Origin of the sequence: Legionella sp. PC1000, assembly GCF_014109805.1 — a bacterium.
Lineage (GTDB): Bacteria > Pseudomonadota > Gammaproteobacteria > Legionellales > Legionellaceae > Legionella > Legionella resiliens.
Genome location: NZ_CP059400.1, coordinates 989,197 through 1,010,557, shown reverse-complemented (window position 1 = coordinate 1,010,557; position 21,361 = coordinate 989,197). Strand labels below are relative to the sequence as shown.

Sequence of the window (21,361 nt, the reverse complement as noted above, 5' to 3'; positions counted from 1 at the left end):
TCAGCCGTTTTTTATATTCAAGTCACTTTCTACTTTAGCCGTTTCGGTTGGCTCTTTCTTGGTGGGGAGGGTTGATTCAATCGGTGGAATAGACGGTGGTTTATTCGTTGATGGGAGGGCAGTCATTTCGAACGAATCTGGCTCGGCATCTAATTTTTTTGGGGAATTACTTTTATCCAGTGCTTTAGAAAATTTTTCCATAAAAGTAGAAAAACCTTTTTCTACAGCATTTACGTATTTTTCTTTTAAATTGCCCCCCTCGAAACCTTTCACAAACGCTGTTATTCCATCTCCTGCTGCACTAGCATAAGCTTTAGTCATATCCCATAATTTAGAAGGCATACTTTTAGCCGAATCATCGAGGAGTTGATTTATATTTCTGGTGACATTTAACGTATCCTTTCCTAATTTCTCTACTACGCTGCGATCTAATTTTTTGTCATCGCCAAGAACAAGACGATGCAGAAATGACAAGCCAGAACTTTGAAGTGACGTACCCGCATGGCTTAATTGTAATACTTCCAAAGAGCGAACAGTATTTGAGAGTTCTTTACCTGAGCTTTTATTTAATCTGTCTTCAAGATCCTTTAAATAGATGGCTTCCTCATCGATAATTGCTTTTCGTGCTTGTTTTATGGAGTTCTTAGGATCATCCTCAAACTCTTTCGCTACTTTGTCATGTTCTGCCCTAAGATCGGATATAATTTGCTTTCCTCGCTCCTTCTCGCCCAACAAACTCGTAGCAAGTGATTTATTATACCCTCCCATGCCCTGTTCAAACCCTCCTGTGACCATATTTTTTATTGTGTCGAAAAAACCTTTACCTTCATCAAACCCCTTTAGGGCACCTTGACACATGCCAATTACTCCATTACCGCACGCCTTAGCAAAACCCATCATTTTTTCAGTAAAAGATTTGGATTTATCAAAGGCTAAGTCAGTGGCCAAATTCCATGCGACTCTCACGGAATTGATACCTACTTCTTGTAGTGCTTTAGGATCAAGCCGTTTCTCTTTACTGAGATCATAGGTCATAATCACAGCATTACTCAGCAGTTGCGCGGTTGTAGTTTTTTTACTCAGGTCTTGGAGCGACTCATAAACCTCATTGAGGCGGCCCTCCTCATCCGGAGGGGCAGCAGCGACTAAAGCTTTGTCTAATCGCTCCACCTCATTGCTTACAACCTGGGTAACGTCCTGGTGGGTCTCACGGTATTGAGGAGGCATTTCAGTGTTTTCCCACTCTGAAAGATTTTGACGTATGCTTTTTATTAAAGCTTGGCAATCCACAAATTTTCGTCGTTGGGCTTCTTCTCTACTAATCATAATCAGTATGTTCTATTCTATATTCCATAAAAAAAAGTATAGCTTAAGAACTTACTCTATGATCAAGTGAGCGCATCATTACGAAACCAAAAAGTCTTTACTCCACGCATTATAGGAGCAGCATGACACCGCAAACAAGTCTTGGGGGTCGGGAACGGCATGTAGGCAAAAAAGCTGCTTTTTATTCAAAAATTAAAGTCTAACCTGCTTTATGTTTTTCCAGTAAATGTAGTTAAGTATTGCTTAAGGTCACCCTGTTAAAATAAAAAACACACCAATAATATGGTAAAAGATGAAACAGGTCCTGACTGGTATATTGACAGTACTCCTATTGCCATTTACTGCTGCTGCAAGCGTAGTACTAGTAGCATTGTTACTGGCCATGCTTGCCCTCCTTTCTCCTGTTATAGTTATCGGCGGTGCTTTATGGTCTGCCGGAAAGTTGTCTGAAAAATTTACAAACTGGCTATATCCTTCTAAAAATATTATGACTTCCAACTATGGAAATGGCCCCATAATTACTTCATTATCAACGACAAGTGTCCTTTTCTTTTTGCTGCTTGCACCGGTTGCTGTGGTTTCTGCAGCAACAGCTGCAGTTGTTTCTATTTTACTTTTGCCCGCCCTGGCAGTAACTGGTGCTTATGAACTTGCTGACCCAGCAATAAATTATCTCTATACTCGACTCAATTTAAATAAAGAAGAAGTTCAGGTAAAACACAGTTACAGTATCTTACCGCCAGATTCAGATGAGTACCAAGAAAGCCCTAAAGATGTCTTGCATTTTGATTCTTTATTTCACTCAAATACTTCTACTGGAGATAATGTGATAAAAAGGAATGCGTTGGGATCTGAAGAAATAACCACTCGGGCAAATGAGGAGTTAAGGCACAGCACTCTTGGCTACTCAACATCTTCGGATGAGACATAACTGACTCAAAGTGATATCCTACTCAGTCTATTTTCTTGGCAGAACAACTGTCTGACATGGATAATGAGCGATGAAGCAATTTAAATTTCTAAAAACAATTCATTTTGAATATCAACTACAACTCTACGAATTAATCTCTGCATCCATTCAAAAAGAGCTCGCTCATCTCGAAGCGAAGAAAAATATTAATGAACTCACAATAGAAGAAATGCATGCTCTGGAGTTTTATAAACAAAGCGTCCAGACTCTAGTTGAATCGACCTTCCTGCAAATTTACGCCAAACTAGAAGAAGCCCTGTATTATGAATGTGACCCATTGTTAATTAAGAAAAAGGCAAGCATATCACGATTTGAACCCGTTCTGAGCGAACTAGGCTACCTTGTTGATAACACGCATTGGAACATGCTCGTTAATATTTCTAAAATTCGTAATTGCCTCCTACATGGAAATGGAAAATTAGATTCCGATCGATATGGAGTGGACACAAAAGAAACGATCAACGCCCTTAACTTGAATGCCAATACGCTTCTAATTGAAGTAATTCCTTTAAAAGATCATAAAGAAGGAATTTCTAAAATAAAACTCAACGAACCATTTCTCCGCTATTGCTTTATTGAGATAAAAAACTTTATCCATTCTCAAAAATAGAGGATTTCCCAACTGTTCAAGCATCCAATGAACTCCTATCCCAATGCAATGAGACATGGATCATTAAATTCCAGTTTGATCAAATTATAATCTCATACTACAATGAAATTGCATTTTAACGACAGGAGGTCATTATGAATCAAACAATTAAGCTCGTGGGGATTGCTGCAACTCTGATAGGTCTAAGTGGTTGTACTACGACCACCGTGAATTCACCTGGATACCGTGCCAATCATGTCTATTCAGCTGGTTATACTCCTCCGGGATATACTACTAATTATTATAGAGTAGGTAGTTATGGGGCAGGCTGGCATGATGGCTATTATGGTAATACCAACGGTTATTGGCCTAGCGCTTACTCTAGAACAAGAGGATATTACTCAAACAATATCGTCTATAATACTGGAAAAACGAGACATTACGGGGGTTATAGAAACTATAATAAACCCATCGGTTACTACAATAACACCTACGTTGGATATGGGAATACCAAATATTATAAAGGCAACGTAGGATATGATAATGGCCAGGTACATTATCAAAAAAGATATAGAAATGGCCAGCTAAACTATCAAAATGGTCAAGTGAACTATCAAACTAGCCAACCGAACTACCAAACACAATATAGGAAAAGCCAGTTAAACTATCAAAATAATCAGGTCAATTATCAAGCTGGCCAACCGAACTATCAAACAAAATATAGGAAAAGCCAGTTAAATTATCAAAATAATCAAGTAAATTATCAAGCTGGCCAACCGAACTACCAAACACAATATAGAAAAAGCCAGTTAAATTATCAAAATGGCCAGGCGGCTTCTCAATAAAGATGATGATGATAATTAATTGATCATAACTCAGTAGGTTGGTGCTGAGCTGCTGCACTCAGTGAGCCAGCCTACTTTATCCTATAAAAACCACAATTTATAGATAAAGATTTAGCTCTCAAGTAAATATTCCGTAGACTTGCTTTAGCCTTCTGCAATACCCATTTTCAAAAAATACCAACACGGCATCGCCAATGAACGTATCACAAGAAATTCATTACCTTCTTCAAGCTCTTCGTTTGCAACTAAAAAAATTAACCCCATATTCGTCTTTCCTGAATATAGGGTTTGGATGAATTGCTTTAGATGTCTTATCAGGTTAGATTTATTCTTACTTCATTGACCCCATTAACAGGAACTGTTTTGAGTTCTTCCGAAACTTTAGGAGCATAGATGCTTCGCGACAGTAATGGGGATGTTGTTGGTTTAACCAACGATGGCAACTTGGACGCTGCTTCTTTATCAAGTATGATTGTAACATTTTTATGAGCATATAAAGCGGTTGCCGGAATATCTTGATTCGGTGAAGAAGCCAGATTAACAGCAGCAATAATATCTGCCTTTGTTGAGCCTGAGGCGAGCAAATAACACACTTTGCTGTGTTGCAAAATCGTTCCAATGCCCATTGTTATCGCATGGGTGGGCACTTCATCTTTTGAATTAAAAAATCGTTTATTCGCCTCGCGGGTCTTATCATCTAACTGTATTAATCGTGTTTTAGAATCAAATGAAGAGCCGGGTTCATTAAAACCAATATGACCATTCACGCCCAAACCTAAAATTTGAATATCTATTCCACCCGCTTCTTTAATCTTTTCTTCATATTCTTTCGCATGCTGTTCAATTGACTGAAGTGGAACGGTTCCATCAAGCATATGAATATTCTCTTTCTTGATATTAACATGATCAAAAAAATGATGATGCATGTAGTAATTATACGATTGAACATGCGTTGGTCCTAATCCTAAATACTCATCTAAATTAAACGTGATAACCAATGAAAAATCTAAATTTTCCTCTTTATGCAGACGAACTAATTCTTTATATAAAGGTTCAGGAGTACTCCCTGTTGCCAGTCCCAAAACGGTAGGTATTTTTTTCTTATTATTTTCCATAATTGTCATTTGAATAGCTCGAGCAGCTTTACTTGCCATGCCTTCAGATGTTTCCCTAACAAAAATGCGGCTAAACATAAATATTTTCTCCGAGAATTCAAGGTGTACTATCCGATACAAATAAGAATTCAGATTAAAGAAGATCACTTAGGATTTGGTTACATTTCACCAAGACAGTAGAAATGTAAACAAAACCTTATGGAACACTCCATTCATCTCATTCCCATATTTTGTTACAATTACAATAGTGCAGGATGCCAATGAATCATAAAAAAAATTGATTTATCGACGTGCGATTTTAGCCAATTTAGCAGTGAAACTCTAGGGCATTTCCTGAGGGGGTCCGGTTCTAAAACATGTATTTAGAGCTCTGACCGGAATAGATTAAGCGCCCGGCAATTGTTTGTGGAGCTCATCCCTAAGAGGGTATTAAATGCTAATTAAAAATATTTATGTCTATAACCATGCCGGGATTAAAGAATTAAAACACGTGCAAATTACCGAAGATGGGGCAAGAATAATTTTCAATATTGATGCTGATTTATCATCTTTTCAAGAGGATAAAATAATTGATTCTAAAGGTTGCTATTTCTTCATGCCAGGGATGCTGGATTCTCATGTTCATGGCCAGGGCGGTATTGATTTTGCTGATTTAGGCAATGAAATAAGTGATGAAGGCTTGGATCGGATTGTTAAAGCACTAGGAAACACGGGACTTTCTTATGCGCTCGCAACTCTAGTATCCATGCCAATCCCCGCCTTAAAAAAATCACTGATAAAAATTAATGATTTTATTCACAAACAAGAACAAAATCCTACCCCAGGTGATACTCAGCTTCTTGGCGTACATTTAGAAGGCCCCTTTATCTCAAAGAGTTGTAAAGGTGCTCATGCTGAAGATGCATTACAAAATAGTATTTGTATGGAACAATTTAGGGATATTATTGATGTAGCGCCTCACATTAAACACTGGAAAATCACAATTGCGCCTGATTTATTAGGTGCAGAAGATTTTATTAGACAGACAAAGTCACTTGAACAAGAAGGTATTTTTGTAACAGTATTTATTGGTCACTGCAATCCGGATGATAAGGAGATCCTTAGCCGTGCAATTGCGGCGGGCGCTCGTGGATTTACGCACCTAGGCAATGGGTGTCAAGAATCGTGTAGCAGAGAGACACGACCACTTACTTTAAGTGACCCCAAAAGCCATGTAGTACAATGGATACTCGAAAATCCTGAGCATTGTCCGCCTGGGGTGGAACTCATTACTGATGGTGTACATTTATCTCCCTCATTTATTTCGCTCATACACAATGCGGTTAAAAACAAAATTATTCTTGTAACCGATGCCTTGGGGCCCACAGGTTGTCAAGATGGAGCCTATAAATTAGGAAGTTTGGATATTCGTAAAGAGCACAATAGTTTCTATTTGGCAGACAAGGAAGGTAATTTCCTGATGAAAGAAGGCAGTCTACCTTCTGGAGAAAAAGGTTCTGTAAAAACCCTTGCTGGCAGTGCAGCCTCATTATCCTTTTGCGCGCAAAAATATTTTGAATCAATGTGTGGTGAGCCCATAGAAAGTCGTATGGATTTTATATATGCAGCACTCATCACTAACCCCAGAATGACCTCCTTATCCAGGGAGACACTCCAAAATTTACCCGATAACAAAAATTTCTCTATTTTTAATAATAACGGACAACTTATTTTGAGTTCGTGTAATGGCAAAGTCATAGAGCATCAACAATTGCAATGGCCAATATCAGGCTTACTCAATCATGGATTTTTATCGAGGGTATCTATCACTGAGAACAACTATCCAGGATCCCAGATAAATTTCACCTGCAATTAGATTCGGAAATAATACTAATTTTGCTTTAAGGTAATTTGCTAACCCAGGAAACATCCTGAGTTAGCTTTATCCCAAGATTAGGTTTGCAAAAGACCACTTTCAGAACCACCTACACTAAACGTAACAGCTGAAGTAGCGCCAGGAATAGAAGCAATACTCGGCAAAAAGAGGGTCCAGGTTATTCCATTATCCAAACTTTGATAAGTTAGAGGAAATGTAGTGCCCATTGGATCGTTATAAAAGCCAACTGCTGAACATATATTATTTTTACATGAAACTCCGGTTAATTGGGCATTCTCGAAGCCTGCAGGAATCCCGCTTGTAGGAGGAAATATAGCTTCTGACCAAGTTACTCCATTATTTGCGCTGAAATAACTCACAGGCAATACCTGATCCGTACTTGTTCTGTAATATCCCACCGCAGAACAACGAACACCGGCGCAGCTCACTCCATTTAGAAACGCTCCATTGTTTCCAGGCGGCAAACCATTTATTGAAAGAAACCTTACTAAAGACCAGGAAATTCCACCATTTGCACTGGTATAACTCAGAGGTAAATTTCCGTTAGGATTTGCTGGGTCAGGACTCTCACCCACAGCACTGCAATTCGTGCCAACACAGCTTACACCCATCAGCTTAGCACCACCTACATATCCAACTGGAAAATTAGCAGTACTTGGTATGATTGCTTCGGACCAAGTCATTCCATTGTTTGCACTGAAATAACTCACAGGTTGGCGATCGCCTGTAGCGTCATTATAAAAACCAACTGCAGAACAATTTGTTCCAACACAACTAATTGAACCAAGTCTTGCACCTTCATTTCCAGGTGGAAGAGCTGCAGTTGAAAGAAACGTAGGCTGAGACCAGGTGACGCCATTATTAGAACTCCAATAGCTCAGTGGATAACGATTTCCAGAAACACTGTCCCGCCATGTTCCTCCACTCACACAATTGCTACCCACACAACTCACAGTAACAAGGAGGATCTCATTACTGGTTGCAAGAGGACCGGTCCGTAAAAAAAGGTTAGGTGCAGACCAGGTTGCTCCTCTATCTGAGCTTGAATATGAAAAAGGCAACGTATCATCTACCTGTCCGAAAACCGCACCAATGGCAGTACAGAGATTTCCATTGCACGCCACACCAATAAGTGCTGCTTGATTACCGGGAAGACCAACAGTGGGTGGTAATACCGGAGTGGGCCAGGTAGCGCCATTATTATTACTTGTATAAACAAGCGGAAATCCTGAAGTTAAAGTTCCATAGCCCCCCACTGCAACAGAAATTTGGGTTTCTGGTGGCGCGTTGGTTACAATTACATTTAACGAATTATCAAGTGTTGGGCCGGCACAGGTTTTGCCCCCAGGAAAGCAAACAAATAAATGATGGTGAGGATCAGGATCATTCCGATTAACCGCACCGGATATTTTCAATTTTAAAGTACAACTTTGATTAATCGAACCATTTGGCCCTAAATTAAAAAAAAGTGGACAAACAGTCGGATCTGTTGGCTCAAGCACCTGAGTTACATTAGGTGGAAGCCACTTAACAAAATTATTAAACCGCATCGATAAGGTGTTGTTCGTCACCGTGTATGCAGCATTCACACTTGCTCCTACAGGAACAGTGGTAGGTAAGGTACCTTGGGGATTAATATTGAAAGGTAAGGCAAAGCTGCTCATTGAAGCGACAATCCCCCAAAAACCAACCGCACACAAATGATATTTATATTTCATTGTTCATCCTTTGATAGTCTAATACAATGCTTAAAAAATAAGCTGCTCAAAAGCACATCTATTAATTCAAATACAGATGCCTAAAGCTCAGGAACTATCATTGAGTAAGAAGAATGAGTTAAATCACTTGAATGACAATTTAGATCACACTCAAAACGCCAATCATATCCCTAAAATTTAAGCATCTGAAGTAAATTTTGTACTTTGTTGGAGTCTATATAAAACCAAACCAGGCTTTACATCTCCTTTAAATCACAAAAGTGATTTGTCCTAATACTTCGTTAGTATATAAATGAGATTGTGATAAATTATTAAATGTGGGAACACCGTCGATTGAAGCGTTTCCAAGCTCCACTTTACCAAAGTCAGAAAATCGATAGCCCACACCTACACGGATATGATTTGTCACATCATAATCTACACCCGCCCCTACCCTATACGAGAAAGAGGTACGCGTCTCATCCTTAAATTGATTACTAAAGGTGCTAAATTCAGGTACAATATTGACAGTGAAATCTTTTGCAGTATTCGAACTAACCCCGATACCTCCTGAAATGTACGGATGGAAAGTCAGCGATTGGTACATCCAGTTATATAATAGTTTGTTTTCAAATAATACTTGGTATGCCTGTATATCATACTTATATGAAAATGAATCAAATATTAATACATCCGACGCGCCTTGTGTCACAACACCTTGGGTATTAAATTCCATGGGTTGATAATAACTAAACCCGGTTTGTAAAAACCAACTTGGATTTAATAGAATTTCTATCCCAAGCGAAACCCCATATATAAATTTAGATTGATCCGTATCGTCGGCAGAATAACTAAATGACTCATCTTGAACAGGATCGTCAATAGAAATAAATTGCGACTTACCTGCATCATCAGTGAATGCTGCGCCTAATGATACCGTTGCAAAAGGACGCCAACTCATTGAAAACCAATCAACTTTTTTTTCAATCTGATCTTTCCAAACAGCGTGCTTTTTTACTACAGGCGAAGCAGCCGCAATGCTTGGTTGAACACTAATTGAAGTGAATCCAAAAATAGCTAATGCAAATCCATATTTACTCTTTAACAATTTCTTCATCCTTAAAAAATAACTACACGAAAAAAAGTGCTTTAAGCAAACTTCTTCTGATAAAAACAACAGCGAATTAATTTAACAGAGATTTCGAAAAAATCATAGGGCCACCTAAAATAAAAAATTACTTATTAATCAATAAATTAAATAATTTAAATGCATTTTTTCAATAAATAAATAATCATCAATGATGAGTTATTACTATGATCAACAGCGAAAGGCTCTACCTGCATAAGGGTACTACTATTCAATCATCACAAACCTATTTAGACTGCTGGTTTTAAATATACCAAGCACAAAATGCCAGCAGTCAATGCAGTGATACCGCATAAAATAATAGGGGTGATAATTGATAAAACAATTAGAAACCCACCAACAAAGCAAATAATAGCATCACCTAGAGTACGCAAGCTTAATTGTGCACCCATGACTTCTCCTTGAATAGCAGTATGAGACATGTTTGATATGTGAATCGTCATCGTTGTTGTCACAGTAGTGATACTAAATCCAATAAGTGTGAACAATAAAAATAGGGCTGATGGGTATTGAAAAGCAACCATCGCCGCAAAAATCAGAGCAGTGGTCATCATAGCCAAGATTATCATTTTATGAACGGGCATATGTTTTGAAAGATGATGTGGAAGCCATGCGGCACCTAAAGCAAGGGCAGCTGACAATGCAGCATTATAAACCGCAATCATGCCTGGAGACATAAACCATTTTCCCGCCAGATAAACCGGGCCAAATTCATAAAACATATCCACTGCGAAGGTAAACAATGTGCTGATGATGAGCAGATGGATTAAATGGGGATGATTTTGAAATAAGAGCTTGAATTGCCGGATAATATTGAGTTGGCTTAATATGGATTTTTTTTCAGGTTTGGATAGGGTTTTATGCTCTGGTAATTTCCACCAGGCAAGGCTCAGGGTGATAATTGAAGCGAATGCTGCAAAAGTAAAAGGGAACGACCATGAAAACCAGGGAACAATATTTGAGTTTGATAGTAAACCACCAATGATTGGTCCAATGATGTAGCCAATGCCAGCCATGCTGTTAATTCTACCAAAGCTTACAAACTTGCTAATTGTAGTTAATTCAGTGGCCAACGCCCTTGCAACGGCAAAAGTTCCTTCCATGAATCCGGTTAAAAAGCGGCTAAATAATAACAACCAGAAACTGTTTGTCCAAAATGCGATGACAGTCAATAAATACCCCAGTATGCTTCCTGCCAAACTGATTACCATTATTTTTTTGCGGCCGTACAGGTCAGAATTTCTTCCTAGAATAGGAGAGCCAATAAATTGTCCCAAAGGAAAAATTGCAAGGGTTAGCCCCAGCAAAATACGTCTGCTTGTTTCACTCCATTCCGGGGAAATAATTGATTGATCCGTGGATTGTAAAAACAAAGGTGGGAAAATGGGGTAAGCAATAGATGAACCAATAAAACTAATTAAGACAATGAGTAAAATAATCCAGAGTTGTCTTTTTTCTTGGGTTGTTTGTGCGTACATATTCATTCTTGGCCCTTGGGAACGTGGAGCGGCGAGCCGACTTTAACAGAAAAAATTTATTGAAAATATTTACATAATGTAAAATTATTCAGCAATAATTCTAACCTTTTTTTCCCAATAGAGCCACCTTTATTTTTCACCGGATAAATTCTTATTGCACTCATTCTCAAGTGACGCTTTAAATTGCTCTACCCATACATTATCCACATAATCTGGGAGCACCATATTTACTGGGCATCCTACCGTTTCCTCAAAGTGCTTATATAAATATGGGCGATAATAAACAAGGTCGGGAACCTCCAAACCAATTTCTTTGGCTTTTTCATCATTTACTCGCACGCGTAATATATCTTTAAAATGAGTATTTGCCTCAAAGTGCCGCATCTCCTCATCCGACATCACCCCGCCTTGAAAGAGAAGCGTTTTCTTACTTGCTTCAGATAAACGCTCAAAATAGTCTTTTTTCTTTCCTGCCAGATAGCGTTTGGCATTCACATGATTACCAATGAGCAAGGCTACTTTTGCAGAAAATCCTGAGCTATAGGCTAATTGCGCACCAATCCATTCATGATGCACTACCCCTAAATCTGCCATCTTGTTTTGCTCGGTATCTGAGGCAAAATGCCCTATATCATGCAACAAGCACGCAAGAATGACTTCCTGGCCATGTCCTGCTTGCTCGGCAAAATAGGCGCACTGTAACGCATGTTCTAATTGCGAAACAGACTCTCCAATGTAATCCATGTCTTTAGAGAAACACAAATACTGAAAAACCCTATCAATTTTTTGGTCGATATGATTCATTGTCTTCATTGCATCATTTCACTAATAGGATTAGCGACATTATAAATCGCAGCACCGGCTGAGTAATCTTTATTGGGATCGCGCTCACAGTCTGGAGGAAACTTTTCCCGCTTATCCTGGTAATAAGCTTCACGCTTCGCCCCACCTTCAGACAATCTGCTAAAGGTAATAAAAATCGCCCGACGCGGTTTATTGCTGCGGTTTGCCTCAGAATAATGCGGTAAATAAGAATCAAATAAAATGACGTCTCCCGTTTTACATTCAATTGGAGTCCACTGGAAAGTCTCTGCAATTTCCGTTTTAATCGAACCATCCGCTTCTTGAGGAAGAATTACAGGCTTATTCGCTCCTCCTTTAACTACGTGTAAACAACCATTTTCTAAAGTACAATCATCGATTGCCACCATCATGGTGATGTGAAATCGTTGGTTAAAGCTAATAAAAGCAGGAGCATCCTGATGCGGTTTAAAACCTCCCCCGCCCGGAAATTTATAGTTAATTTTCTCTTTGAAAATAGAGGCCTGTTCTCCCATTAATGAAGACACTAAGTTTAAAGTACGTGAGCCATTAGCTACCTCATACATTCCTTTATGATAATCAATAAAATTTTCAACACGACAAAGCTGGCGTCCACCCTGGGCATTTTTTTCAAAATACTTCATCCACTTACCTGGTGTTTCAGGCCAAGATGTTAATTCATCACACCAGGTTTGCAGATGGTGTTTCAGAGTAATCAAGAGAAAATCTTGCAAAAGGACAAATCCCTGTTTTTGCCAAAAACTTTGTTGCGCTTCACTTAATTGATAATTCATGATTTCCCCTTTTAAGACGCTGATAGCAATGTATTTTCAGAAATTGCATCCGAAACAGTAGCTAATTTACCCTCTTCCCGCTCTAACCATTTTGTTAACCACCAACCCAGCAGAAGAGTACTGGCAAGAATAGCCAAAGTCAGATAAATACCCAAGTGAGCCTGAAGGATAGGTAAAAAAACCGTTCCAATAAACGCACCAAATTTCCCGGTTCCAGCCGCCAATCCATGTCCCGTAGCTTTAAATTCAGGATTATAAAGTTTTGCGGGCAGTAGGTAAGTTGAAATTCCTGGACCAAAATTTATAAAAAAATTGAACAGTATAAATCCTATAAAAATAATGCCAGTACTTGGGAACAGATAGCTGAGGCTAAGAATTAACAATCCCACAAACGAAAAGAGAAATCCTGTTTTCTGCAGTTTAATCAAAGAAACGTGATTGACAAAAAAAATGACGACAAAAGCACCTAAGGTAACAAAAATATTGACCACTAAAGTGCTTTTTAGAACTTCCGTTTGCGCACTTAGGAAATTTGCTTCGCTCGAAAGGTTAAATGCCTGTAAGACGTAAGGAGTGAATAGCCCTATTCCATAATATGATATATCGAGTAAAAACCAGCAAAGACAAAGGCAAACAGTAACTCTTATCATTCTTGGCGAAAATATAAATTGATAATGAGTGAAAACAGCACGTCTTGAGCGTGGTTTTAACCGTTGATGGACTTGCCATAAAAAACTCTCTGGCAGCTTAGCTCTAAATAACAATCCTACAATTGCAGGAATTGCTCCTGAAGCAAATATCCATCGCCAAACATCGAGTTGAGGATGCAGTTTAAATAAAAGCCAGGCAACAATGACACCTACTGGAGAAGCAAGGCAATTGATAAACATAGCAGTTGCGATAAATTGGGCACTTTTATGAGGTGGAATCATTTCAGCTAAATAGGCTGCACAAATAGGATAATCAGCCCCCACGCCAAAACCGAGTAAAAATCGAAAAACACATAGTGAGGTTATACTCCAGGCAAAAGCGGAACACAGAGCAATGAGCACAAAAAATACAAGATTTATAATGAGCATACTTTTCCTACCCAGCATATCTGCCAAGCGACCAACAATGATTGCACCAAATACTGCCCCAAGAGGTGCTGCAGCTTGAGTGAGGCCAATCATAAGTGACGAAGGATGATACAAAGCATTAATAAAAGGCTCTGCTACAGAAGCAATATATAAATCATAACCATCTATGAACAAACCCAGCGCACAGACTATCCAGACACGGAGAGCCAGGGATTTATTATTTTCGTCCATGAAAATCTCTTTATAAGATAAAGATATTGCCGCATTATTGCGGTATTAAGCCATGATTTTTAACATAATCGCAATACAAAAACAAACGAGTTCGTCATGAATAATTCAGAAAAAAAAATGACCGATCTAATAGAGTCTGTTTACAATTCGCTATTTTGGCCGAGGAAGTAGAATTGTAAACAGCCCCTAAACCATCCCTGAAAAAACGAACTTACAAAAGATATCTATAATTAAAATAAAAGAGGCTAAACAAAAGCAAGGAAATAAATACTTTTTGACTCTTAAAAGGAACGATAAAATGTTAACTGCAGCTTTTATTTTTTTAGTTATAGTGATTGTTTCAGGATACATTGGATATAAAAGCACAGATCCTTCATTAGCAAATAATGCAAAAATTGTATTTTATATTTCTATAATTATTTTTCTCATTTTACTGCTTCTCTATTTCTTTTCCCCGCCCCCACCGGTTCAAAATGAAATAAAAAATCCCCTTTTATAATACATTTAATCAATTATTTCTTTTTTCTTGCTAAAAAGAAGTGCATTTTTCGATCGCTTTCGGGTGATTTTTCCCCAATTAAAAACATCTCCGATCAGCTGGAGCAATGATCTACTAATTAACACTTCCCTAAGCATAATGATTTAAAATATATCATTATGTTTTATATATTCATAGCGAATGTGGCGATAAAAGATATAGAAATACCTGAATGGCAAAGAAGATTAAAATGAGCGATAAATAAAATGTTAAGCAAGAAAGAGATTATTTACATACCCAAACATACACATGTTCCTGTCCAGAACAGCCCACAGTGCTACTACTTTTCATTCTTGCATCTCCTTGCTATGCATGGACAGCCAAATAATATCCCACCTTATGTACAAGAAATTGTTGAGGCATGCAAACATGAAACGGACGGGTACAGAGAAATCATGATCAATATATTGACAGATCATGCCGAAGATCTTACCCGATTTGGAGATGAAATATTGGACGAGGAAGACAGTAGCTATGAAGGGGATTGGGTTGTCGATTTTGTGGATAAATATGGAGTTGACATTACCATGGCAAAATTACTCAATTTACCCGTCAAAACCCTTGAGGACATAAATCTTGTTAAGGATCATCTCTCCATACCTGGGCTGAAAAATATTTTAGAAGAATACGGACCCATTGCAATAAGGCTCACTAGGGGAAATAACTTACCCGGTCGAAATTTATCCCCTTCTGAAAAAATTACTACAGCAAGCGGTTTAGAAAGAAATATTTACAACATTGACAAGTTTGCAGATAACATCCCTCACTGCGTCCTTTTAATTGGTTGTAACGATCAACCGACTCAACAGGTCTATTTTTTAGATCCAAATTATCCAGACATGATTTTATCAATGGGATTTGAATTGTTTAAAAAGAATTTTCTTATGACAGAATTTGTTCATTTTAGTCAGAATAAACTTGTCCCAGATGAAGTAATTTTTACTACTCCAAGACATAAGAGAGGGAACAACAACGAAGTCAATTCCTCCAGAAAACGCCATAAAGCAAATCAGACTCATGATAATTCTCTGCCTGGAGCTGATGATAACGCTATGGATTATGAAACTAATGACCATCATTTCTATTACCTTTCTATAGCTGCTAGCCAGCTATTCTTCACTCAAAGACAAACGGTTTTTCTTGGGGAACAAGAATTAGGTCAACGTAAGTTGCCAACAGAGCAGGAAAGGGAAAATAACTTTATTGATAGCCTTTTTAATAGCTAAACACCTACTTAACGTAGATCAAGTGATATGGAACAAGAGACTCAATAGTTGAGTAACTATAGAGGAAAAATCAAAATTTATTTCTTCATTAGGATGAAATTAATTCTACATTTGGAGTTATTGTATAAAATTTAATTTACTATAATTAAAATAGTACACTTAGATTGGGAAAAAATCATGTATGCGAAATATGCACTCCCCCCTGTTGTATTATTCGAAAGCCATGCAGATAGGGCCACAAGCGAATTCCTTATCAAACAACTGCCTCATTTAAAAAAAGCAGGTTATACCACGATTTGTGTCGATGGAATGGAGCCAGGAGCATCACTGGAGCAAAATATTTCTATGATGAAAATGCTCGTTTCAATGCAAGCAAAAAGATTAGAGGAAATGCCGCCTGCCCATCCTGATTATGCACGCGAAGCTGAAAAATTAAGAAGCGTTTTTGCTAAACTGGAACTTTTTGAAGCAATGAGGGACCAAGGTTTTAAACTTGGCGGAATTGATTTACCGGTTTCTGAGCAGCTTAAAGAAAAGCGTCTGAATTCCGAAAGAAGAGAAAAAACACTTACTGATAACACCTTAAAAGAAGCCAGGAAAAATGATGGAGGAATTGTGGTCGTTTTGGGGTTTGGTCATTGCATATTCCAACAAATGATTAAACAATACGCTGAAAATCCGGATCAATTTCTCTGGTTCCATGTACATAATCCAGCTAATGAAACTTCAGATCACAGAGAATTGGTTACGGCCTATGAAAGAAAAGGTTATGATGCTTATTTCCCTCTTGGAATTAATATTTTTCAAAATTCCGATCCAAAATTGGATACCGCTTTATGGAATCAAATAAGTGCTCGTTGTTATAGTTACGAATCAGAGGAGCTTAATACGTCGACCGCCTCCATTCTGAAATCTCTAATTGGCCCGGAAGTTTCAGTCCGTTTGCGCAAAGACGGCCAACATCGTGTAGATGCACTTATACCTCTCGAAAAAGTTGAGCAAACACGCCAGGTAAGATCTTCAGATTTCTTGAGGAGTCTAAATAAAACCTTAGGTAAGGTTACCTATGAAGTGACAAACGTCGAGAAAAAGGAGCAGGTGGTTATTCGTGGTATTAATGAGCCCGAAGTAGCGGAAGAAATTAGTAAATTACCAACAAAAAAATGAAATTAATTTCTTGAAAAAATGAGTACTGATGACTTGTGCGCACTTTCAAGAATACGGTTTGATTTCTGGAAGTGCGTGACAATTTCAAAACGTACCTGGCAGGGATTTTTACAATAAACTATTACAGCGATAGCTTTTTCTTTATAGTTAAAACGCTCCATATAAATTATGCTAAAAACACAATTACCAATGGAGAGAAAAGATGAAAAAACAACTAGTGCAACAAATCGTTAAAGCCAAAAGACAAAAAGGGATGATGCGCTGCAAATGCTGTCGTTATTCCTAATATCCTGTTAGCCATAGACTATTTTATGAGAATGACCATGAAAAAATTACCTAATCTTAGACTATTACTAGAATACAAAAACCCATTAGTTATAGAGCGATTTAAACAAAATTTTCCTGGTTATTCTGATTCAGCAGAACTGCTGTTTGCCGACATGCTCAAATATCTATGGCTCAGTGTAAAACACGAATATGATTTAAAAGCCAACCCCGGTAATCCAGACCTGCAATTCATTCCTGTCATGCATGAAGAAATGAGACCGGTCGATAATATGTGGCATGAATTTATTCTGATTACCTTGGATTACCATGAATTCTGTAATCGCTACTTTGGAGAGTATTTGCATCATGTTCCCAATATGCGTGAAAAATTGAACTTTACTGAAGATGATTTTACCAACCAATTAGAGCTTTTTTTGAATTATATTTACGAGCAATTAGGTGAAGAAACCTTAATCCGCTGGTTTAATGAACATTTAGACGAAGACATCATTTCAGATGTTGCTTAACCATTTAATGCGGCATGTTTTTACACGAATCACGAATTGTTTGCACTATAACCTGAAACGCTTTAACCTGCCTTTGCTCCGGTCGGTATACTAAATAAATTTCATCATGAAAAATGGGTGTATTCGGAACTTGGGAAAGCAGCTGCTGATGATGAGTATATACTACGGAGCGAGGTAAAATACCCACACCACACCCCGCTGCAGTCAAACTGGCAATTACATCCAGATTTGAGGTAGGCAATAAACGATATTCCTTGATGCCCATTGCTTCCAAATCTTTGAGTAATTTTTGCGTTTGCAATAAATCGACATCGCATAATAAGGTTAAAATCTTTTGCTCTTTCATGAGATTTCTATCTTGAGGCTGCCAAAAGCCTACTTCATCATCGTAAAGCTTTTGCAAAATCAAATCTCTATGCCTCACTGGATTAACAACAATACCAATATCAATGGAAAAATTAATAATTCCTTCGAGAATTTTGCGTGATAAATCATGTTTCAGGGTAATTCTTATTTGCGGATATTGTTCAAGCAACTTGGGCATAAATAAAGGCAAGTCATATTGGGCTACAGAAGGATGGCAACCAAGAGCAAAATCCCCTTGGATTTCATTAACACTTGCCAGACTTTCTGCGCGAGCGGTTTCCCATAAATGAATCAATTGCTTGACGTGGGTATAAAATTGCGCCCCCGATTTCGTTAATTTCAAGCCATTTTTTATGCGGATAAAGAGACTGGTGCCAATTGCATGTTCAAGTCGTTTGACTGCACTACTTAAAGAGGGCTGACTAATTCCCAGGCGTTCAGAAGCACGTGACAAATTCAACGTTTGACACACTTCGATAAAATAATACAAATCATTTGAAGAAGGCAGCATGGTAACCATCTTAAGCAAAGCGATGAGAACGTGTCAAGGAAGTGCTTCCAATTACATGAATGACAGACTATGCCAAATATATCTTGGAAACAATGCTTAAAATTGTGAATGAAGTGAATACCCTCGGCAAAATTCACCCATTTTGCCCAAAAACCAAACAAACATAAGGAAATTTGAATAAATTTGGTTTATAATTACCTATTTTTGAATAACAAGGACTCAATATGACAAAAATATTAGCATTCGATGTGTCAGAGACATTACAAACTGGGTCAGAATATGATGACCATGGTCTAGGACAGCCGATGCGTGTAGGGAATGAGGTGATCCCAGGAGCATATTCGGTAATGGTTGGAGGACAACAAACCGCTGAGTTACTTCAACGTGCTCAAAAAAAAGGCATCCACATCGTTTTAGTAACAAATAATGGTGCAGATTTAGATAAAGAGGTAATTCCACACGCGCTGGATTTTTTTAAACGCTATGGTGTAAATATTCCACCTGAAAATTATATGGGTCCAGAAAAAGGTACCGACGGCAGCAAGGTGCCGAGATTAGAAGCAATTGCCTTACGATTTAATGTCAATAAAGAAGAAATATATTTTTTTGATGACTCCTTTCATAATGTATCAGAAGCAAGAACCCATGGGTTTAAAGCAATTCAAGTTAAATCTCCAGAAGATTTACAAAACGGCATTACCGAAGTGCTCGAGGCGCACTCAGCAATACAGAAAGCAGAAAAAAACCCTTCCATTCCAGGAAGCAATTCAAGTTTCTTTACTAATGAATGGGACCAGCTTGATGCCGAGTTTAAAGCCTATATTTCTGAAACAACACGCAAAGTACGCGTAGAATTTTTTAACCATGTACCAACCAATGAATATTGGAGTATGCTGGGAAAACAAGAAAAAGAAGTTATTCTCCAGAATCATCTCCATAAAAAATCAAAAATTTATGATGCATTAGATATTGAATTTAGGTCTTATTTATCAGAAGAAACTCAAGGTATTCCCCATAAAATGTCGCCCAAACCAACCACAGAAGCTTTTTGGAATGGATTAGATGAAAAAACTAAAGAGCAATACCTGCAAAAATATGAGCAAACGATGGGTTATACTTATAAATAAAACATCATAACGTATCAAATGCTTTCTGGAATATTCCAGAAAGCATTATTCATCCCGATCTTAGGTAAACAACTGTTTAGGAGCCCAAGACAGTTTATTTACTAACATACTCTCTAACATTTGTGATACAATTGCCCTGAAAATAAACAATTTGAAATGAAAACAGAACCATTTCCCCTTTCACTGTCCCCTATAAATAAAGGAAACCGCATGAGTTTTAAGCCGTTAGGTTTAATCGAACCCTTACTTCAAGCCATTAGCGAATTAGGTTACAAAGAGCCCTCTCCTATTCAAACTCAGGCCATCCCCAAGATATTATCAGGTCGAGACGTTCTGGCTTCGGCACAAACTGGAACAGGTAAAACAGCAAGTTTCGTATTACCTATTTTACAAAAACTCAGCACACAACCCCGAGCTAAAAGCAACAGAACTCGTGTGCTCATTCTAACTCCAACACGTGAATTAGCGAGTCAAGTCCATGAAAGCATCATTCAATATGGACGCCATCTAGCGCTTCGCTCCGCAGTAGTTTTTGGTGGGGTAAAAATTAATCCGCAAATGATGAAATTACGTTCTGGGGTTGAGCTTTTAGTCGCTACCCCGGGACGTTTATTGGATTTGCATCAGCAACGCGCCATACAATTCGATGAAGTTGATACGCTTGTTCTGGATGAAGCGGACAGAATGCTGGATATGGGCTTCATTCATGACATGAAACGAATTATTAAATGGTTGCCAAAAAACCGACAAAATCTCATGTTTTCAGCTACTTTTACTGATGACATTCGCAATCTTGTAAAAACCATTCTAAACCAACCTGTAGAAATTGATGTTGCACCTCGAAATACAACCGTAGTTAAAATCAAGCAAACAGTACATCCAGTTGATAAAAGTCAAAAAGCTGCTTTATTGAGCCATTTAATTCATAAAAATAAATGGGGGCAGACTTTAGTATTCTCAAAGACCAAACATGGTGCAAATAAATTAGTTAAGCAATTGGCTGAAGCTCAAATTCATGCTGCGGCTATCCATGGCAATAAATCGCAATCCCAGCGAACTAAAGCTTTAACCGAGTTTAAGTCTGGAGAGTTACATATTTTAGTCGCGACAGATATTGCTGCACGAGGAATTGACATTGATCAATTGCCCTGTGTGGTCAATTTTGATTTACCGCAAGTTGCTGAAGATTATGTCCATCGTATCGGGCGAACCGGACGCGCTGGCGCCTCAGGAGTAGCGATTTCCCTAGTAAGTGCTGATGAGGTAAATCAATTACACGCTATAGAAAAACTAATTCAACACAAGTTAAACCGTATTGAAATCGAAGATTTCGAACCCAAGCACAATCTCCCCCAGACCAATATCGTTTCCAAGCCAAAAAAACATTCTCCTACTCATAAGAAAACAACTTCAACATACAATAAAGCCGATAGAAAACCATTCACAAAAAGCTCAAGAAAAAATGGCTCTAAAATTTAGAGAGTAGCAATTGTCTTGAAAATTTATTTCAAGACAATTGCTACTTGCTAATGCTCCCTCTGGCTTTTCAGGCTAGCCTACATCCTTGGGCTTCTTAAGCTGACATGGGCCACGTCCCAGATTGCACCTGCATTTATTCCCTATGTTTCAAGTCTAAGTCACTAGGTATTGTTATTACCCGGCA

General features: G+C 38.1%; 19 protein-coding genes. 10 read left to right on the top strand and 9 right to left on the bottom strand.

What is annotated here, in order from left to right; genetic code table 11:
- Positions 1-1,326: a hypothetical protein gene (locus tag FOLKNPGA_RS04480; protein WP_182351865.1), complete on the bottom strand. Its 1,326-nt coding sequence runs from the start codon at positions 1,324-1,326 to the stop codon at positions 1-3.
- A gap of 292 nt (positions 1,327-1,618) precedes the next feature.
- Here FOLKNPGA_RS04480 and FOLKNPGA_RS04475 point away from each other — a divergent pair, with 292 nt between their 5' ends.
- The 3 genes from FOLKNPGA_RS04475 to FOLKNPGA_RS04465 all read left to right on the top strand — a co-directional run bounded on the left by FOLKNPGA_RS04475 (position 1,619) and on the right by FOLKNPGA_RS04465 (position 3,730).
- Positions 1,619-2,257: a hypothetical protein gene (locus FOLKNPGA_RS04475; RefSeq protein WP_182351864.1), complete on the top strand. Its 639-nt coding sequence runs from the start codon at positions 1,619-1,621 to the stop codon at positions 2,255-2,257.
- A 70-nt stretch (positions 2,258-2,327) separates the two neighbouring features.
- Positions 2,328-2,906 (top strand): hypothetical protein, encoded by a 579-nt coding sequence (locus FOLKNPGA_RS04470; protein WP_182351863.1) that lies wholly within the window; start codon positions 2,328-2,330, stop codon positions 2,904-2,906.
- Positions 2,907-3,040: 134 nt separating this feature from the next.
- Positions 3,041-3,730, top strand: coding sequence for a hypothetical protein (locus tag FOLKNPGA_RS04465; RefSeq protein WP_182351862.1), 690 nt, complete (start codon positions 3,041-3,043; stop codon positions 3,728-3,730).
- A gap of 314 nt (positions 3,731-4,044) precedes the next feature.
- On the opposite strand, the gene nagB is transcribed toward FOLKNPGA_RS04465, so the two are convergent.
- A complete protein-coding gene (gene nagB, locus FOLKNPGA_RS04460; RefSeq protein ID WP_182351861.1) occupies positions 4,045-4,923 on the bottom strand; it encodes a glucosamine-6-phosphate deaminase in 879 nt (292 codons plus the stop codon).
- 355 nt (positions 4,924-5,278) lie between these two features.
- Here nagB and FOLKNPGA_RS04455 point away from each other — a divergent pair, with 355 nt between their 5' ends.
- Positions 5,279-6,700: an N-acetylglucosamine-6-phosphate deacetylase gene (locus FOLKNPGA_RS04455; protein WP_182351860.1), complete on the top strand. Its 1,422-nt coding sequence runs from the start codon at positions 5,279-5,281 to the stop codon at positions 6,698-6,700.
- Positions 6,701-6,777: 77 nt separating this feature from the next.
- Here FOLKNPGA_RS04455 and FOLKNPGA_RS04450 read toward each other — a convergent pair whose 3' ends face one another.
- From FOLKNPGA_RS04450 to FOLKNPGA_RS04425, 6 genes are all read right to left on the bottom strand, one after another.
- The gene (locus FOLKNPGA_RS04450; protein ID WP_182351859.1) at positions 6,778-8,439 is read right to left on the bottom strand and encodes a glycoside hydrolase; all 1,662 of its coding nucleotides are present in this window, start codon (positions 8,437-8,439) and stop codon (positions 6,778-6,780) included.
- Positions 8,440-8,686: 247 nt separating this feature from the next.
- Entirely contained in the window at positions 8,687-9,535 is an 849-nt protein-coding gene (locus FOLKNPGA_RS04445; RefSeq protein ID WP_232890640.1) for an outer membrane protein, read from the bottom strand.
- 260 nt (positions 9,536-9,795) lie between these two features.
- Positions 9,796-11,049, bottom strand: coding sequence for an MFS transporter (locus FOLKNPGA_RS04440; RefSeq protein ID WP_232890639.1), 1,254 nt, complete (start codon positions 11,047-11,049; stop codon positions 9,796-9,798).
- 123 nt (positions 11,050-11,172) lie between these two features.
- Positions 11,173-11,847 (bottom strand): HD domain-containing protein, encoded by a 675-nt coding sequence (locus FOLKNPGA_RS04435; protein WP_182351857.1) that lies wholly within the window; start codon positions 11,845-11,847, stop codon positions 11,173-11,175.
- A gap of 5 nt (positions 11,848-11,852) precedes the next feature.
- A complete protein-coding gene (locus FOLKNPGA_RS04430) occupies positions 11,853-12,659 on the bottom strand; it encodes a phytanoyl-CoA dioxygenase family protein (RefSeq protein WP_182351856.1) in 807 nt (268 codons plus the stop codon).
- A gap of 11 nt (positions 12,660-12,670) precedes the next feature.
- Positions 12,671-13,969: an MFS transporter gene (locus tag FOLKNPGA_RS04425; protein WP_182351855.1), complete on the bottom strand. Its 1,299-nt coding sequence runs from the start codon at positions 13,967-13,969 to the stop codon at positions 12,671-12,673.
- A gap of 298 nt (positions 13,970-14,267) precedes the next feature.
- Here FOLKNPGA_RS04425 and FOLKNPGA_RS04420 point away from each other — a divergent pair, with 298 nt between their 5' ends.
- From FOLKNPGA_RS04420 to FOLKNPGA_RS04405, 4 genes are all read left to right on the top strand, one after another.
- Positions 14,268-14,468 (top strand): DUF1328 family protein, encoded by a 201-nt coding sequence (locus FOLKNPGA_RS04420; RefSeq protein ID WP_182351854.1) that lies wholly within the window; start codon positions 14,268-14,270, stop codon positions 14,466-14,468.
- Between the two features lie 434 nt (positions 14,469-14,902).
- Positions 14,903-15,733, top strand: a complete 831-nt coding sequence (locus tag FOLKNPGA_RS04415) for a hypothetical protein (protein ID WP_182351853.1) — start codon at positions 14,903-14,905, stop codon at positions 15,731-15,733.
- A gap of 177 nt (positions 15,734-15,910) precedes the next feature.
- Complete coding sequence (locus tag FOLKNPGA_RS04410) at positions 15,911-16,900, top strand: hypothetical protein (RefSeq protein WP_182351852.1); 990 nt, start codon at positions 15,911-15,913, stop codon at positions 16,898-16,900.
- Positions 16,901-17,223: 323 nt separating this feature from the next.
- Positions 17,224-17,694, top strand: a complete 471-nt coding sequence (locus tag FOLKNPGA_RS04405; protein WP_182351851.1) for a hypothetical protein — start codon at positions 17,224-17,226, stop codon at positions 17,692-17,694.
- Positions 17,695-17,698: 4 nt separating this feature from the next.
- On the opposite strand, the gene FOLKNPGA_RS04400 is transcribed toward FOLKNPGA_RS04405, so the two are convergent.
- Entirely contained in the window at positions 17,699-18,571 is an 873-nt protein-coding gene (locus FOLKNPGA_RS04400; RefSeq protein ID WP_182351850.1) for a LysR family transcriptional regulator, read from the bottom strand.
- Between the two features lie 224 nt (positions 18,572-18,795).
- Between FOLKNPGA_RS04400 and FOLKNPGA_RS04395 the strand changes: the two genes are divergently transcribed.
- Entirely contained in the window at positions 18,796-19,698 is a 903-nt protein-coding gene (locus tag FOLKNPGA_RS04395; protein WP_182351849.1) for a hypothetical protein, read from the top strand.
- Positions 19,699-19,908: 210 nt separating this feature from the next.
- Positions 19,909-21,177, top strand: a complete 1,269-nt coding sequence (locus FOLKNPGA_RS04390) for a DEAD/DEAH box helicase (protein ID WP_182351848.1) — start codon at positions 19,909-19,911, stop codon at positions 21,175-21,177.
- Positions 21,178-21,361: the final 184 nt, after the last annotated feature.

Bases quoted from the DNA above. Each gene is read 5' to 3' on its own strand.
- FOLKNPGA_RS04480 (WP_182351865.1), bottom strand. From the start codon at position 1,326: ATGATTAGTAGAGAAGAAGCCCAACGACGAAAATTTGTGGATTGCCAA.
- FOLKNPGA_RS04475 (WP_182351864.1), top strand. From the start codon at position 1,619: ATGAAACAGGTCCTGACTGGTATATTGACAGTACTCCTATTGCCATTT.
- FOLKNPGA_RS04470 (WP_182351863.1), top strand. From the start codon at position 2,328: ATGAAGCAATTTAAATTTCTAAAAACAATTCATTTTGAATATCAACTA.
- FOLKNPGA_RS04465 (WP_182351862.1), top strand. From the start codon at position 3,041: ATGAATCAAACAATTAAGCTCGTGGGGATTGCTGCAACTCTGATAGGT.
- nagB (WP_182351861.1), bottom strand. From the start codon at position 4,923: ATGTTTAGCCGCATTTTTGTTAGGGAAACATCTGAAGGCATGGCAAGT.
- FOLKNPGA_RS04455 (WP_182351860.1), top strand. From the start codon at position 5,279: ATGCTAATTAAAAATATTTATGTCTATAACCATGCCGGGATTAAAGAA.
- FOLKNPGA_RS04450 (WP_182351859.1), bottom strand. From the start codon at position 8,439: ATGAAATATAAATATCATTTGTGTGCGGTTGGTTTTTGGGGGATTGTC.
- FOLKNPGA_RS04445 (WP_232890640.1), bottom strand. From the start codon at position 9,535: ATGAAGAAATTGTTAAAGAGTAAATATGGATTTGCATTAGCTATTTTT.
- FOLKNPGA_RS04440 (WP_232890639.1), bottom strand. From the start codon at position 11,049: ATGAATATGTACGCACAAACAACCCAAGAAAAAAGACAACTCTGGATT.
- FOLKNPGA_RS04435 (WP_182351857.1), bottom strand. From the start codon at position 11,847: ATGAATCATATCGACCAAAAAATTGATAGGGTTTTTCAGTATTTGTGT.
- FOLKNPGA_RS04430 (WP_182351856.1), bottom strand. From the start codon at position 12,659: ATGAATTATCAATTAAGTGAAGCGCAACAAAGTTTTTGGCAAAAACAG.
- FOLKNPGA_RS04425 (WP_182351855.1), bottom strand. From the start codon at position 13,969: ATGGACGAAAATAATAAATCCCTGGCTCTCCGTGTCTGGATAGTCTGT.
- FOLKNPGA_RS04420 (WP_182351854.1), top strand. From the start codon at position 14,268: ATGTTAACTGCAGCTTTTATTTTTTTAGTTATAGTGATTGTTTCAGGA.
- FOLKNPGA_RS04415 (WP_182351853.1), top strand. From the start codon at position 14,903: ATGATCAATATATTGACAGATCATGCCGAAGATCTTACCCGATTTGGA.
- FOLKNPGA_RS04410 (WP_182351852.1), top strand. From the start codon at position 15,911: ATGTATGCGAAATATGCACTCCCCCCTGTTGTATTATTCGAAAGCCAT.
- FOLKNPGA_RS04405 (WP_182351851.1), top strand. From the start codon at position 17,224: ATGAAAAAATTACCTAATCTTAGACTATTACTAGAATACAAAAACCCA.
- FOLKNPGA_RS04400 (WP_182351850.1), bottom strand. From the start codon at position 18,571: ATGCTGCCTTCTTCAAATGATTTGTATTATTTTATCGAAGTGTGTCAA.
- FOLKNPGA_RS04395 (WP_182351849.1), top strand. From the start codon at position 18,796: ATGACAAAAATATTAGCATTCGATGTGTCAGAGACATTACAAACTGGG.
- FOLKNPGA_RS04390 (WP_182351848.1), top strand. From the start codon at position 19,909: ATGAGTTTTAAGCCGTTAGGTTTAATCGAACCCTTACTTCAAGCCATT.